Genomic DNA, 14,461 nt, shown 5'->3' with positions numbered 1-14,461 from the left:
AACTGAACTCATGCTTACGTTAAGTGTTGGATAAAGAGATTGACCGGGACATCCCCCAGCGCGTCGCTGATATTCAGCTCCCTGTTTTTTGTGACTGCGCTGCTTGAAAAAAGTCCCTTCAGGTTTGTCGCAGAGGCGGCGAACGGTAAAACCACTCGCGTATCGCCCCAGCGCAGCGCATCGACCTGAGGTACAGCACCGTTTTCCAGCAGGGTCGCGCAACGGACCGGCACGATCACGATGGCCTGCTTGCCCGCGTGCTCACGGGCAAACGCGAGCACGTTGTGCGCCTGACTGCCGAGCACTTCCAGAGCCTGGTAGCTGCCCCGGCGGAACAGCTCGGCATGTTCGACGCGCAGCTTTAGCACTTGGGCGATCAAGGCTTGCTTGATGCGCCCGTCACGCCAATTCGCCAGCAACTCCACAGCTGGCAATGGCTCGTGCAAAGCGTGTTCGCGAGCGGCGTAATCCACCGGCCGGCGGTTGTCCGGATCGACCAGGCTGAAGTCCCAGAACTCATTGCCCTGATACAGATCCGGCACCCCCGGCGCAGTCATGCGCAGCAAGGTTTGCGCCAAGCCATTAAGCGCGCCGGCGGCGGCGATGCTGTTGACGGTCTTGCTCAGCGCGGCGCGCAGCAACTCACCTTCCTCACCGGTGAGGAGTTTTTCGGTGAACGCTTGCGCGGCGTTTTCATAGCTTTCGCTGGGCGCGCTCCAACTGCTTTGCAGCTTGGCTTCACGCAGGGCTTTCTGCTGCCATTGCCAGATGCGCTTGGCGTAGTCGGCGAAACCCGCCTGGTCGTCGTCACGCAGTTGCAGCGGCCAACTGCCCAGCAACGCTTGATAGAGAATCAGCTCATCGCCGCTCGATGGCATCTGATCATCCACCCGCACCGGGCGGGCGAGGGCGCGCCACAGCTCGATCTGCTCGGCGTACCAATGGCTGCGTTCACTGAGTACGGCCAGACGTGCGCGGGTGTCTTCACCACGTTTGTGATCGTGGGTCGCGGTGGCCAGCAAGTTGTCGGGGAATTCACTCAGCCGTTGTTGATTGACCGCATGAAAGTCGCTGAGCGGAGCGCTGAACTGTTCGGTGTTGTAGCCGACGTCATTGCGCGACAGCAGCACGGCGGAACGATACAGCGCGGTGTCTTCCACGGCTTTGGCCGCTGCCGGTGAGGTCAGTTGCTGAAAGCGTACGCAGGCATGCTTGAGAATCTTGCGCGAACGCCCGCGCGGTTTACGCCGCCATGGCGTACCGCCAAGCCAGGCGGCAACGCAGTCGAGCACCGGCCAGTCGCCTTCGCCGAGGCTCTGTCGCGCACCGTCCATGGCCTGCTGGAAGAACTTTTCATCCTGCGCGGAGCGGCCCATGGCGCTGATGTACGTGCGATACACCGGGAAGTGCACGATCAACGCTTGCAGCACTCGGCGGATCGCCCCGAGGGTCAGGTCGCGGGTCATCAGGTCATCGCGGGCGACTTGCAGCAGGGCCTGGGCGACGCTTTCGCAATCGCTGGCGAGCGAGCCGTTGAGGATCTGCTGACGCGCCAGTTGCGCTTCCTCGATGAACGCGGCCGGGCGTTCGCTACGCCGTTGCCAGAGGTCGCCGAGTATGTGTTCGCCATCCGGGTCGTGTTGCAGCAGCGACAGCTGATTCATGAATTCATAACCGGTGGTGCCGTCCACCGCCCAGTCGCGGTGCAGGGTTTCGCCGGCGCCGAGGATCTTCTCGACGTAGATCGGCAAATGTCTGCCCGGTGCCAGCAGATCAACCCGGCGGCGCAGTTTGCGGCAGTAACCGCGCGGGTCGGCGAGACCGTCGATGTGGTCGATGCGCAAACCATCGACCAGCCCTTCGGCAATCAACTGGAAGATCTTGCCGTGGGTGGCTTCGAACACTGCCGGGCGCTCAACGCGCAGCCCGCCGAGTTCGTTGATGTCGAAAAAGCGCCGCCAGTTGATGTCGTCAGCCGCCGTGCGCCAACTCGCCAGGCGATAGCTTTGACGTTCGAGCAACTCATGCAGTTTGTGGAAGCCTTCTTCGCTGGTCGAATCGTAATGCTTCAGGTTGTTTTCGATGGCCTCGGCGATTGACGGATCACTCGCCAGTTGGCGCAATTCTTCTTTGAGCGGAATCGCCAGTGAATGAGCATCGGTCTGATAGCTGAGGGCGCCGAAGCGATCGGCCAACGGCTTCAGCGCATCCGAGGATTTCAGCAGCTCAGGGTAATCATTCGGGCACACCGGGAAGTGATGGTCATAGTGCTCGACATGGAAACTGCCGGTCTGCGCATTGAAGTGCAGTTTCAGCGTGCCTTCCTGCAGGGCCACGCCGTAATCGCTGCCGAGGAACGGCAGCAGCAACTGGCCTTCCATCAGTGGATCCGGCGAATGCCATTGAATGTCGAAGAACTCGCCATAAGGACTCAGCCGTCCCCATTCCAGCAGATCAAGCCACCACGGGTTGTCGCTGCCACCGACTGCCATGTGGTTGGAAACGATGTCGAGGATCAGGCCCATGTTGTGTTCGCGCAATGTGCTGACCAAGCGCCGTAACGCCGGCTCGCCGCCAAGTTCCGGGTTGACCTGGGTCGGGTCGACCACGTCGTAGCCGTGCATCGAACCAGCCCGCGCTGCGAGCAGCGGCGAGGCATAAATATGGCTGATGCCGAGCCGGGCGAAGTACGGCACCAATGGCACCGCGTGTTCGAGGGTGAAACCTTTATGAAATTGCAGACGCAAGGTCGCGCGCAGGGGCTGGATGAGCGTTTGGTTCATTGGTCACGCTCGCCAGCCTGAAGCCTTGCGCAGGCGAGTAATTCCAGACGTCGCGCCGCATCCGCGCCATCGAGCAGCGCCTCACTGGTGCCGGGCAAGCGCCGTGACCAGTTCGGATGGGTGTCGATGGTGCCGGGCAGATTCGCCTGTTCATTGATGCCCAGCGCATCTTCCAGCGGCAACAGCACCAACGGCGCGCGGGTGTGGCCAAGGAAGCGTACGGCGGCATCGACCACTTGATCGGCCTCGTGGGATTCCTCGCGAAAGTTTTGCGGGTCCTGGCTCAACGCGTTGCGCAGGCCTTCGCGCTCACGCTGGCGGTGATGCCGCCATTCGATTTCACCGTTGGCATCGACAAAGCCCAAGCGCGCGTTCCAGTCGATATCACGACCATGCCACCAGCCGTTGAGCGTTGGCAGGTCGTGGGTGCTGGTGGTCGCCAAGGCGTTGTCCGGCCAGTCGAGAATCGGTTTGAAAAAGGTGTTGTCCTGCTCGAACAGCAGCACGCGCATGCCGAGCATGGAGCGGGCGATGAGCTTTTCACGCAGGCCATCGGGCACCGTGCCGAGGTCTTCACCGAGGACGATGGCCTGGTGACGATGGGATTCGAGGGTCAGCAATCGCAGCAAGTCATCGACCGGGTAATACAGGTACGCGCCATCGGCCGGCGCCGCGCCGTTGGGGATCACCCACAAGCGTTGCAGGCCCATGACATGGTCGATGCGCAAACCACCGGCGTGGGCGAAGTTAGCACGCAGCATGTCGATGAAGGCACGGAAACCATTGCGAATCAGGCCTTCCGGCGAGAATGCGGAAATGCCCCAGCCCTGGCCCGAGCGATTGAGAATATCCGGCGGCGCACCCACGGTCAGCGAGGCGAGCAATTCATCCTGGAAACTCCAGGCCTGGCTACCGGCGCCATCGGCACCCACCGCCAGATCGGCGATCAGGCCAATGCCCATGCCGGCGCTGCGTGCAGCGCTTTGCGCGCGTTCCAGGCAACGGTGGATCAGCCATTGGCAAAAAGCGAAGTAGCCGATGCGTTCGGCATATTCCTCGGCAAACGCTTCGAGCGCCGCGCCGCGTGGGTCGTGCCAGTGTTCCGGCCATTGCCGCCAGTCGAGGTTTTCACCACGGGCGGCGCGCATTTCCTGAATGGCTTCGAAGCGGCAATGGTTTTCCAGTGCTTCACCACCGGCATGGCGGAAACTGGCGAAGTCCGGGTGCAGCGGGTGGTCACCGGCGACGAAACCTTCATACAAGGCTTGCAGGAGTTTTTGCTTGGCGTCGGCGGCGCTTGGCCAGTCGATCAGGGTCAGGTCTTCCAGTTGCGCAAACTGCTCGGCGAGGCCGGTCGCGTCGATCGCATCGCGCAAAGCGCGCTCACCAAGAATCGCGCCGGGCGCGGCGTACAGGGGATTGAGGAACAGACGACTGGACGGCGAATAAGGGCTGTAGCGCCCGGTATCGGCGCTGAACATAGCGTGCAATGGGCTGATCGCCAGCGCATCGGCGCCGCGTTCACCCGCCACGCGCACCAGATCTTCCAACGCTTGGGTGTCACCGAAACCGCCATCGCCGGGGCGGCGCAGCGAATACAGTTGCGCACTCAGACCCCAAACGCGAGGAATCGGATTATCCACCGCATCGCCGACACTGAAGCAGCGCTCCGGGGCCACGGCCAAGGTGAAATATTGATCGCCGATGTGCACCTGTTGATAGCCGACCGGAATCAGTCCCGGCAGTACTGCTTCAGAATCGAGTTTCAGGTTCAGCCGTGAGCCGTCTTCAAGGTGGATTTCGCACGGGGTTTGCGGGGCGAAATACCGACCCAGATCGAGGCCGACGCCGACATCGCTAGTGAGTAGCGGCGGCAAGTGGCGGTCTTGTTGGGCAGCTTGCAGTTCCAGCAGGCTGGCGTCGATTTCCTGCGCGGTGCTGGCGGGGTGGCCGAGTCCGATCAGAACATTGCGCAGCACCGCCGGGGCGACTTTTTGCGGGCGGCCGTTGGCGTCGATCCAGTCGACGGCAAGGCCGGCGCGGCTTGCAAGTATTTCCAGTTGCGCATCGCTCATAGGCGCTCTCCATCCAGAGGTTGCAAAGGGGTTGCGGCCGTGAGGCTGACAAGCGCGCAATACGCGGGCAGTTCGCCCGATTCCGATAGATCGACGCTGGATGGCTGTTGAAACAACCACAGGGCCTCGGTCTGTGGAGGGTTGACCACTGGCGTGTCGCTGAGGTTCAGGTCAATTCGCAGCTCGCTGCCATTGCCCAGACGCCAGCGCGCACTGACCGCGCCATAACCGAGCATATGCGCGCCGAGCGCTTGCGTGCCGGACAGATGAGGAATGATGTATTGATGGCGAAATTGCAGCAGCTTCTGGTACAGCGCGAGGGTTTCCTGCTGTTTCACGCTGCCATTGCCGATCAGCCTGGGCTGTGAGGCGTGGAAGGTTTTTTCGGCATTCGGGTCGGGAATTTGTTCGCGTTTGTGCGGATCGGTGAAAGCGCTGAACGCGGCGAATTCATTGCGGCGGCCCTCACGCACCAACTTGGCCAGTTCACCGTGGTGACTGGTGAAAAACAGGAACGGTTGCTCAGCGGCGAACTCATCGCCCATGAACATCAGCGGAATCATCGGCGACAGCAGTAACAACACGGTCGCTGCCTGCACGGCACGCGGATCGGCCAGGTGATGCAGGCGCTCGCCGAACGCGCGGTTGCCGATCTGATCGTGGTTTTGCAGGAACAGCACGAACGCCGTGGAGGGCAGGTGTTCGCTGGGTTCGCCGCGTGGTTCGCCATGGCGGGTGATGTGGCCCTGGAAAACAAAGCCCTGACTGAGGCAGCGCACCAATTGTTCGGTGGGTTGTGCGGCGTAGTCGGCGTAATACGCATCGGTTTCGCCAGTGAGCAGGACGTGCAGGGCGTTATGGCCGTCATCGTTCCACTGCGCGTCGTAGTCGTATTCGAGCAGGCTCGACTGGTTGAGTTCGTTTTCCACGGTCAGCCAGACATGCCGACTGGGGTCGATCTGCGCGCGGATGCGTCGGGCCATTTCGCTGAGAAAATCCGGATCCTCAATGGCATGCACAGCGTCGAGGCGCAGGCCGTCGAAACGGTATTCGAGCAGCCACATCAGCGCGTTTTCGATGAAGAACTCGCGCACTTCGCTGCGACGAAAATCGATCGCCGCGCCCCACGGCGTGTGCTTGTCTTCGCGAAAGAAGCCTTTGGCGTAACGGTGCAGGTAATTGCCGTCCGGGCCGAAGTGGTTGTAGACCACGTCGAGAATTACCGCCAGACCGTGGCTGTGGGCGCTGTCGATCAGGTGTTTGAGTTGTTCCGGCGTGCCGTAGGAGGCTTGCGGAGCATAGGGCAAAACACCGTCGTAGCCCCAATTGCGTTCGCCAGGGAACTGCGCCAGCGGCATCAGTTCGATGGCGGTGATGCCCAGGCCTGCAAGGCGCGCCAGATGTTGTTCGACTTCCGCGAAACCACCGAGCGCACCGACGTGCAACTCGTAGATCACCGCTTCGCTCCATGGCCGACCGCGCCAGGCCGTGTGTCGCCATTGATAAGCCAGAGGATCGACCACCACGCTGTGGCGGTCGAGGTCGCCATCCTGGGCTCGGGAGGCCGGATCGGGCACCTCCAGTTCGCCGTCGATGTTGTAGCGGTAGCGGGTGCCCGCCGGACAGCGGGCCTTGATCACAAACCAGCCGTCTGCCTGAGGCAGCATCGGCAGCGACTGACCGTTTTCAAGTTCGACACTCACGTAAAACGCATCCGGCGCCCATAGCGCAAATTGCGTGTGTTCGGCGTCCAGCATGATCGCGCCGTGGGGCCAGGTTTCAGTAGACCGTAACGGCATCGTGGTGAACCTCCCTGGTTATTTGTGGTGAGCTTTACCCAGCGCCTTGGCGACCAGTTGTTCGTAGAGTTCGGCGTACGGTTCAACCGCTTTGCACCAGTTGAACGGCGCAGCCATTGCGCGGCAACGCATGGCGTTGAGCAGTTCGGGGAAGGCGAATACCTTGAACGCGCGGCTCAGGGCCTCTTGATAGCTTTCAGCGGTGGACTCATCGAAGAGGAAACCGGTGACGCCGTTTTCAATGGTGTCGGCCAGACCGCCGGTATTGCGCGCCACCGGCAGCGAGCCGAAACGCTGGGCGTACATCTGACTCAAACCGCAAGGCTCGTAACGCGAAGGCATCAGCAGGAAATCGCTGCCGGCGAACATGCGTCGGGCGTCGGTTTCATTGAAGCCGATGCGCACACCGATCTGCCCAGGAAAGCGCAGCGCCAGTTCGCGCATGGCTTGTTCTTCTTCCGGTTCGCCGCGACCGATGATTGCGATCTGGCCACCGTTCTGCACGATGTATTCGGATACCGCTATCGTCAGGTCCAGACCTTTCTGGTAGACCAGTCGCGACACCACAGCGAACAGCGGTCCGGTGGAATCGTTGAGGTCGAACAGCTCACGCACGTGCGCGGCGTTGATCGCCTTGCCTTCCCAGTCACCAATGGCAAACGGTGCAAACAGGTGCGGATCGGTCGCAGCGTCCCAGCTTTCATCAATTCCGTTGGGGATGCCGCTGAGCAAGCCTTGCTGAGTCTTGGCGGCGAGGAAACCGTCGAGGCCACAGCCGAAATCCGGGGTGGTGATTTCCTGCGCGTAAGTGGCGCTGACCGTGGTGATATGGCTCGAATACGCCATGCCGGCCTTGAGGAATGACATCTTGCCGTAGAACTCCATGCCTTCCTGTTGCAGGGCATGGGCTGGAATCCCCAGCTCCGGGCAGGAGCCGAGGCTGGTCACGCCTTGATAGGCGAGGTTGTGAATGGTGAACAGGGTGGGCGTACGCTGCCCGCGCCAGTGCATATAGGCAGGCGCGAGACCGGCCGGCCAGTCATGGGCGTGCACCAGATCCGGGCACCAGTGAATTTGCGCGAGGTTGGCGGCGATGTCGGCGGCGGCCAGACCGAGGCGGGCGAAGCGAATGTGGTTATCCGGCCAGTCGCGGCCGTTGTTGGCGCCGTAGGGCGAACCTTCGCGCTCATAGAGTTCGGGGCAGATCAGCACGTAGATGACCAGACCGTCCGGCATGTCCATGCGCCCGATCTTGCACGGCGGCAGCGCTGCGTGGCCGCCCAGTTCGCCGATGATGTGGATCGGGTTTTCGCTGTGCATCACCTGCGGGTAACCGGGGATCAACACGCGCACGTCGTGCAGATGGGCCATGGCCCGGGGCAGGGCAGCGGAGACGTCACCCAGACCGCCGGTCTTGACCAGATCGGCGATTTCCGAGGTGACGAACAAGACTTTTTTCTTGTTGGGGTTCTGGCTCGCTACCGGAGTCAGCGTTTTGGTGCCGGGAATGTTGATCTGTCGGCTGCCAGGAACACTGATGGTGCTCGATTCACCAACCGCCTGCTGAGCACGCTCTCCCTGAATTTCCAATGCCGCACTGATCATATGAATCTCCCGTCTCGTTGATCTGATTCTTGTCTTGAACAAGCGATGTCCATGGCCAAGTCCTGTGGCCGGGCGCAAACGCGCCACGCATCGGTGAGCAAACGCTACCCAACACGCGCAAGCAGAATGGGTGAACGGGCCGTTGCAAGGATTGCACCAGTCGCTATGGCCCTGTCTTTCAGATGACCAGCCGCCGCGCGCAAAAGTTTCGACTTTTTTTCCGCGATGTGACCGGTCGGTTTTACCCCGCGAAAGTCAGTCTAGGCCAGATCCTAGAGCGGGGCGGAGCAAATGGGTAAATTGTTCGACAATCGGTTGGCAAGCCACGCCGACCGTGCTTTTGAGGGGGAAACGCACCGACGAAGTGCAGGTTTTTCTGCGAGGGAGGGCGAAAACGGTGACTGATCGGTCACGATTCTGTGCTAGCGGGAAGTGCGGTTGCACTGTTGTGGTGCGGGCAGTTTGTTGATGGGGTGACAGTGAGTGCCCCTTCGCGAGCAGGCTCGCTCCCACAGGAGATCTTCAGTGGACAGAAAATGTGTTCCTGGCACAGATCCAATGTGGGAGCGAGCTTGCTCGCGAAGGCGGTGGTCGCTACACCAGCGTAATGATGGGAATTCTCAGTTCAACAGGCGAACCGGCTCCCCAGCCGCCCAAGCCTGAATATCCTCGATCATCTGCGAAAAGAACTGCTCATAGTTCTGCCGGCTGACATACCCGACATGCGGCGTCGCCAAGACATTGTCCAACGTTCGAAACGGATGCATCGCGGGCAGCGGTTCCTGTTCGAACACGTCCAGCGCCGCCCCGGCGATCTGCTGTTTCTGCAACGCCTTGATCAGCGCCGCCTCATCGACAATCGGCCCGCGGGCGGTGTTGACCAGCAGGGCCGTTGGCTTCATCCAGCCCAGTGCCTGCGCATCGACCAGCCCGCGACTGCGCTCGCTGAGCACCAGATGCACCGACAATACATCGGACTGTTCGAACAGTTCCTGCTTGCTCACGTACATCACGCCAGCCTGTTCAGCGCGTTCGGCGGTGAGGTTTTCGCTCCAGGCAATCACCCGCATGCCGAACACCTGACCAAACTGCGCCACGCGTTGGCCGATGCTGCCCAGACCGAGAATGCCGAGGGTCTTGCCGTGCAGGTCACCGCCCAGCCCTTGCTGCCAGTGACCGTCGCGCAGGGCATTGGCTTCGTTCACCAGATTGCGTGTCGCCGCCATGATCAGCGCCCAGGTCAATTCCGGCGCGGCATGCTTGTAACTGTCGGTGCCGCAAACCTTGATCCCCAGCCTGGCGGCCGCTTGCATATCCAGTGCTGCGTTGCGCATGCCGCCGGTGACCAGCAACTTCAGATGAGGCAAACGCTTGAGCAAATCCTCATCGAAGCGCGTGCGCTCGCGCATCACGCAGATCACCTGATAGCGGCCCAGTCGCTCGGCCAGTGTGGCATTGTCCGCCGGGTAATCGTGTTCGAACGTCACCTCACCGAGGCCATCGAGCACCGACCAGTCGACCACGTCGCGGGCCACGTCCTGCCAGTCATCGATTACTGCAATCTGCACCGCCATCAGCCTTACCTCATCAACGAACGGGATTGGTTGTATTCAGCCAGCCGAGCAAGGCCTTGTGGAACTGTGCCGGCTCTTCCATTTGTGGCGCGTGGCCCATGCCGGGAAACTCCACCAGCGTCGACTGCGGGATCAGCTTGGCCACTTGTTTGCCGAGCACGTCGTAATGGCCGATTTTCGCTTTCACCTCAGGCGGCGCGAGGTCCTTGCCGATGGCCGTAGTGTCGGAGGTGCCGATCAGCAGCAGGGTCGGCATCTTCAGGTCTTTGAACTCGTAATACACCGGCTGGGTGAAAATCATGTCGTAGATCAGCGCTGAGTTCCATGCGACCTGAGTCTTGCCCGGGCCTTTGCTCAGCCCGGCGAGCATGTCCACCCAACGGTCGAATTCCGGTTTCCAGCGGCCGTCGTAGTAAGTGGTGCGTTCATAATCACGGATGCCTTGGGCGCTGACTTTCAGCTCACGCTGATACCACTGATCCACGGTGCGATACGGCACGCCGAGGGCTTTCCAGTCTTCCAGGCCGATCGGGTTTACCAGCGCCAGTTGCTCGACCTGCTCGGGGAACAGCAAGGCATAACGCGTGGCGAGCATGCCGCCGGTGGAATGACCGAGCAGCGTGGCTTTTTGAATGCCCAGCGCTTTGAGCAACTGCTGAGTGTTGGTCGCCAGTTGCTGAAAGCTGTATTGATAGTTGTCGGGTTTACTGGAGGTGCAGAAGCCGATCTGGTCCGGTGCGATCACCCGGTAACCGGATTCGCTCAAGGCCTTGATCGAACTGTCCCAGGTGGCTGCGCAAAAATTCTTGCCGTGCATCAGCACCACAGTGCGGCCGTTGGCCTTGCCGTGAGCGGCGACGTCCATGTAACCCATCTGCAGGGATTTGCCCTGGGACTGAAAGGCAAAGTGTTTAAGGGTGTAGGGATAATCGAAGCCTTGCAGTTCCGGGCCATAGGCCGGGCCTTCCGGCGTCGCTTCGCTTGACGTCGCAGCCTGCGCCGACAGGGGCAGGGCGGCGCAAAGAAACAGGCCAGGCAGCCAACGGGAAAACATGACAGACATAAGGTCAAACTCCGTTTGAAATCGGCCGATGCTGGAACGAGCGGATTACGCCGACGTTAAACACAGGCAATGCCCGCGCCTGAACGTTCAACCCAGCCACCCCAGCGTCAGCAGGGCCAGCACGCCGTAACGTGCACCTTTGGCCAGGGTGACGATCAACAGAAAGCGCCCTAGCGGTTCGCGCATCACGCCGGCAATCAGCGTCAGGGGGTCGCCAATGATCGGCAACCAGCTCAGCAGCAACGACCAGTGACCGTAGCGCTCATAGTGTTTGCGCGCCCTCGACATGTGCGCGGCGCTGACCGGAAACCAGCGCCGATCCTGAAAGCGCTCGATCCCGCGCCCCAGCCACCAGTTGACCAGCGAGCCGAGTACGTTGCCCAGCGTCGCCACCGCCAGCAGCCCCCACAGCCAATAACGCTCGCTGACGATCAGGCCGACCAGCAACGCCTCGGATTGCAGCGGCAACAAGGTCGCCGCGCCGAAAGCGGCGAGAAACAGGCCGCCGTACGCCGTGATGATCAATGGGCCGGGTAATCCGCCACGACCACGTCAGCCCCGTCTTTCTTCAGGCCGATAACCTGATAAGCATCACTCATGCCGTCCATTTCCATGCCCGGCGAGCCCATTGGCATGCCCGGTGCGGCGACGCCGAGCAGATCGTCACGCTTGCTCAGGGCCAGAACCTGTTCCGCGGGCACATGGCCTTCGACGAATTTGCCGTTGATGATCGCGGTGTGGCACGAGGCCAGACGCGGCGGTACGCCATGTTGCTGCTTGAAGCTGCTCATGTCGCTTTCGACGTGATCTTCGACTTTGAAGCCATTGGCTTCAAGGTGGCTGATCCATTTCTTGCAGCAGCCGCAATTGGCATCGCGATGGACTTCGATCGGAATCAGGTCGGCAGCCTGGGCCATTGCGGAGATGAACAGGGCGCTCAGGGCGAGCAGACGCAGGTGGGTTCGCATAACGGATTCTCGGCTCGGGTGACAATCGGAAAGCACGCATTTTGACCGGTTTTTGCCGCTGGGCATCAACGCAATGTTTCCAGTTGTTGCAAAACGCAGCACCAACCTGTGGGAGCGAGCCTGCTCGCGAATGCGGTAGTTCAAACACTGAAGCGGGGACTGAAAGATCGCTTTCGCGAGCAGGCTCGCTCCCACAAGGGTTATCTGTTGGGCAGAAAACCCTTGTGGTACGAGGGATCAGCGCACTTTGAAACGGCCCATGATCGCGCTCACCCGGCTGTTGGCTTCGAGCAACTGGTGAGTGTTGAGTTCGCTGGCTTTGCCACTCTGCACCAGCTCATCGACCATGTGGCGGATCTGCACCATGCTGCGGTTGATCTCTTCGGTCACGGCGCTTTGCTGCTCGGCGGCGGTGGCGATCTGGGTGCTGAGGCTGTTGATGTGGCTGACCGAGCCGGCCATTTCGTCCAGACCGGAGTTGACCCGTGCGGTCGCGTCGGCGGCGGACTGGCAACTGGCCTGGGTGTTTTCCATGGCGCTGACCGACGAGCTCACGCCCTGAGTCAGACGCGTCAACATCTCGTTGATTTCCGAGGTGCTGGCCTGGGTGCGCGCGGCGAGGGCACGCACTTCATCGGCAACCACGGCAAAACCACGGCCCTGTTCACCGGCGCGTGCTGCTTCGATGGCCGCGTTGAGCGCCAACAGGTTGGTCTGCCCGGCAATCGCGCCGATCACCCCGAGAATTTCGGTGATGCGCTGGGCGTCCTGCTGCATGTTTTCAACTTTGTGTGTAGCGCTGGCCACTTCATCGATCAACGCGACCACGCTGTTGGTCGCTTCGCCCACCACCACCCGCGAACGGTCGGCATTTTCATTGGCGCGCTGGGTAAACGCGGCGGTTTCGGCGGCGTTCTGCGCAACGCTTTCTGCCGTCGAACTCATTTCGGTGATGGCGGTAACGGTCTGATCGGTTTCCGAAGCATGACGCAACAGAATCTGGCTGGTCTGCGCCGAGGTGCGTTGCAGGTTATCCAGGCTGGAGGCCATGGCGCCGGTGGCCTGGGTGACTTCGCCGATCATGTTTTGCAAGTAGGCAATAAAGGTGTTCACCGAGTGACCGATGGCGCCGAGTTCATCTTCGGCGCGAATGGTGATGCGCCGGGTCAGGTCGGCATCGCCGCTGGACAGCAAATCGATGTTGGCTTTCAAGGCTTTCATGCGTTGCACCAACTGACGAATCGCGTAGACCTGCAACAGCACCAGCAGGATCACCAGCGGAATCTGCAACAGGCTCAAGGTGCTGAGGACGTCATCACGCTGGGCGGTGAGCATTTTCGTCGGCAGCGCCGTGGCGAGGAACCACGGCGTGCCTTCGATAGGACGCATGAAGAAAGTGCTGGCTTCACCGTTGTTATCGAATTCGATGCGCTGCGCCTGATCGCGGTTCTGCAACCCGGCTTTGACCTGGCTGGCGAAGGTCGACGTGCCGGCCAGTTCGCTGATGTTCTTCAGCACGATCGGGCCACTGATGCGCGAGCTGTTACTGATGACCTTGCCGTCGGCTTCAACAATCAGCATCTCAGCGTTAAGGTCTTTTTCCTTGCGCGCCACCAGGTCGTTAAAGAAGCCAAGGGTGACGTCAATGGTCGACACGCCCCACGCATTGCCATTTTTCTGGATGGCCATGGCGCAGTTGGTGCGCGGCTCGGCGCTGGCGTCATCTTTATAGGCCGCCGCCCAGGCGCATTGACCGCGCGGAGTGGCCATGCCGCCCTTGTACCAGCTCTGGTCGTAGTAGTTGGGCGCCGCGTCGCTGTTCCAGAAGGTGTTGACGGCGAGTTTGCCCGAGGCGTCGCGGTGCCAGAACGTACTGAATTTGTTGCGCCCGGCTTCACGTTGCCCCGGCAGAGGCCAGATCCCGCCGCCGAATACTTTCAGCTCGCCGTATTGATCGACCAGACCTGGCAGCACCGCGTCGATGGCGGCGCTGTCGAGCAGCGGGATGGTCTGGGTGATGCTGCGCTGTTGCGCCTGCACTTTGTTCAACTCGCCCTGAATCTGCTCGGCGACTTCGGCGATGCGGTTGAGTACCACCTGTTCTTCGGTATGGCGCAGTTTCGGGGCGACCAGTTGGCTGATGCCAACCACGGTCAACACCGACAACAGCAGGATGAACAGAACCAGAAACAGCGTGTAGCGAGCCTGAATAGTGCGGAATGCGGGCATGGAGTCCGGTCCTTGAGCAGCGTTTCTTATTAGGGGCAGGGATAAAACAGTGCGGGTATCTCCAGCGTATCGTCGTGGTGCCCGGAAGCTTTAGGTACTCGCGTCCTAAAAAGCAGCAATACCGATGACCGGCCGGTATCGAGATCGATACACAGGTGTTGATCAGCGCGCGTCGATAAGCAAAAAAGTGATTTTCGTTACCTTGTCATGACAACTTTGGATCAGTGAACGCGGGCCATTGGGCTTTTGTATCGAGAATGTACAAGAATTGTAAAAAAGTGCAGAAATAGGTTGGTGCCATCAATTCGCCCGCCGATACTCGCGGCCATTATTGCCGTTCAACACGGATATTTTTTTGTTCATTT

At 60.7% G+C, this 14,461-nt stretch carries 8 protein-coding genes and 2 pseudogenes; all 10 read right to left on the bottom strand.

The features are described from left to right. Positions 1 to 14: 14 nt before the first annotated feature. On the bottom strand, positions 15 to 2,783 hold the full coding sequence (locus BMY54_RS12735) for a malto-oligosyltrehalose synthase (RefSeq protein ID WP_093432928.1): 2,769 nt from the start codon (positions 2,781 to 2,783) through the stop codon (positions 15 to 17). Beyond that, positions 2,780 to 4,858: a 4-alpha-glucanotransferase gene (gene malQ / locus BMY54_RS12730; RefSeq protein WP_093432925.1), complete on the bottom strand. Its 2,079-nt coding sequence runs from the start codon at positions 4,856 to 4,858 to the stop codon at positions 2,780 to 2,782. Before malQ ends, BMY54_RS12735 begins: the two co-directional genes overlap by 4 nt. After that, positions 4,855 to 6,657, bottom strand: coding sequence for a malto-oligosyltrehalose trehalohydrolase (gene treZ / locus BMY54_RS12725; RefSeq protein WP_093432922.1), 1,803 nt, complete (start codon positions 6,655 to 6,657; stop codon positions 4,855 to 4,857). The genes malQ and treZ overlap by 4 nt, the downstream gene beginning before the upstream one ends. An 18-nt stretch (positions 6,658 to 6,675) precedes the next feature. After that, positions 6,676 to 8,262, bottom strand: a complete 1,587-nt coding sequence (glgA, locus tag BMY54_RS12720; RefSeq protein WP_093432919.1) for a glycogen synthase GlgA — start codon at positions 8,260 to 8,262, stop codon at positions 6,676 to 6,678. A 620-nt stretch (positions 8,263 to 8,882) separates the two neighbouring features. After that, positions 8,883 to 9,836 carry a D-2-hydroxyacid dehydrogenase family protein gene (locus BMY54_RS12715; RefSeq protein WP_093432916.1) on the bottom strand — a complete coding sequence of 318 codons (954 nt, stop codon included), beginning with the start codon at positions 9,834 to 9,836 and terminating at the stop codon, positions 8,883 to 8,885. Between the two features lie 13 nt (positions 9,837 to 9,849). Next, positions 9,850 to 10,899: an alpha/beta fold hydrolase gene (locus BMY54_RS12710; RefSeq protein ID WP_093432913.1), complete on the bottom strand. Its 1,050-nt coding sequence runs from the start codon at positions 10,897 to 10,899 to the stop codon at positions 9,850 to 9,852. Positions 10,900 to 10,986: 87 nt separating this feature from the next. Beyond that, positions 10,987 to 11,421, bottom strand: coding sequence for a YqaA family protein (locus BMY54_RS12705; RefSeq protein WP_175559603.1), 435 nt, complete (start codon positions 11,419 to 11,421; stop codon positions 10,987 to 10,989). Next, positions 11,421 to 11,867 carry a DUF411 domain-containing protein gene (locus tag BMY54_RS12700; protein ID WP_093432907.1) on the bottom strand — a complete coding sequence of 149 codons (447 nt, stop codon included), beginning with the start codon at positions 11,865 to 11,867 and terminating at the stop codon, positions 11,421 to 11,423. Before BMY54_RS12700 ends, BMY54_RS12705 begins: the two co-directional genes overlap by 1 nt. Positions 11,868 to 12,104: 237 nt before the next feature. Then, positions 12,105 to 12,632: pseudogene (locus tag BMY54_RS31300) on the bottom strand (methyl-accepting chemotaxis protein); the annotation flags it as partial. 333 nt (positions 12,633 to 12,965) lie between these two features. Continuing rightward, positions 12,966 to 14,096: pseudogene (locus tag BMY54_RS31295) on the bottom strand (cache domain-containing protein); the annotation flags it as partial. Positions 14,097 to 14,461 lie beyond the last annotated feature (365 nt).

Origin of the sequence: Pseudomonas sp. ok266, from assembly GCF_900110195.1 — a bacterium.
GTDB classification, from domain to species: Bacteria; Pseudomonadota; Gammaproteobacteria; order Pseudomonadales; family Pseudomonadaceae; genus Aquipseudomonas; species Aquipseudomonas neuropathica.
This window is presented reverse-complemented; position numbering and strand designations above follow the sequence as displayed.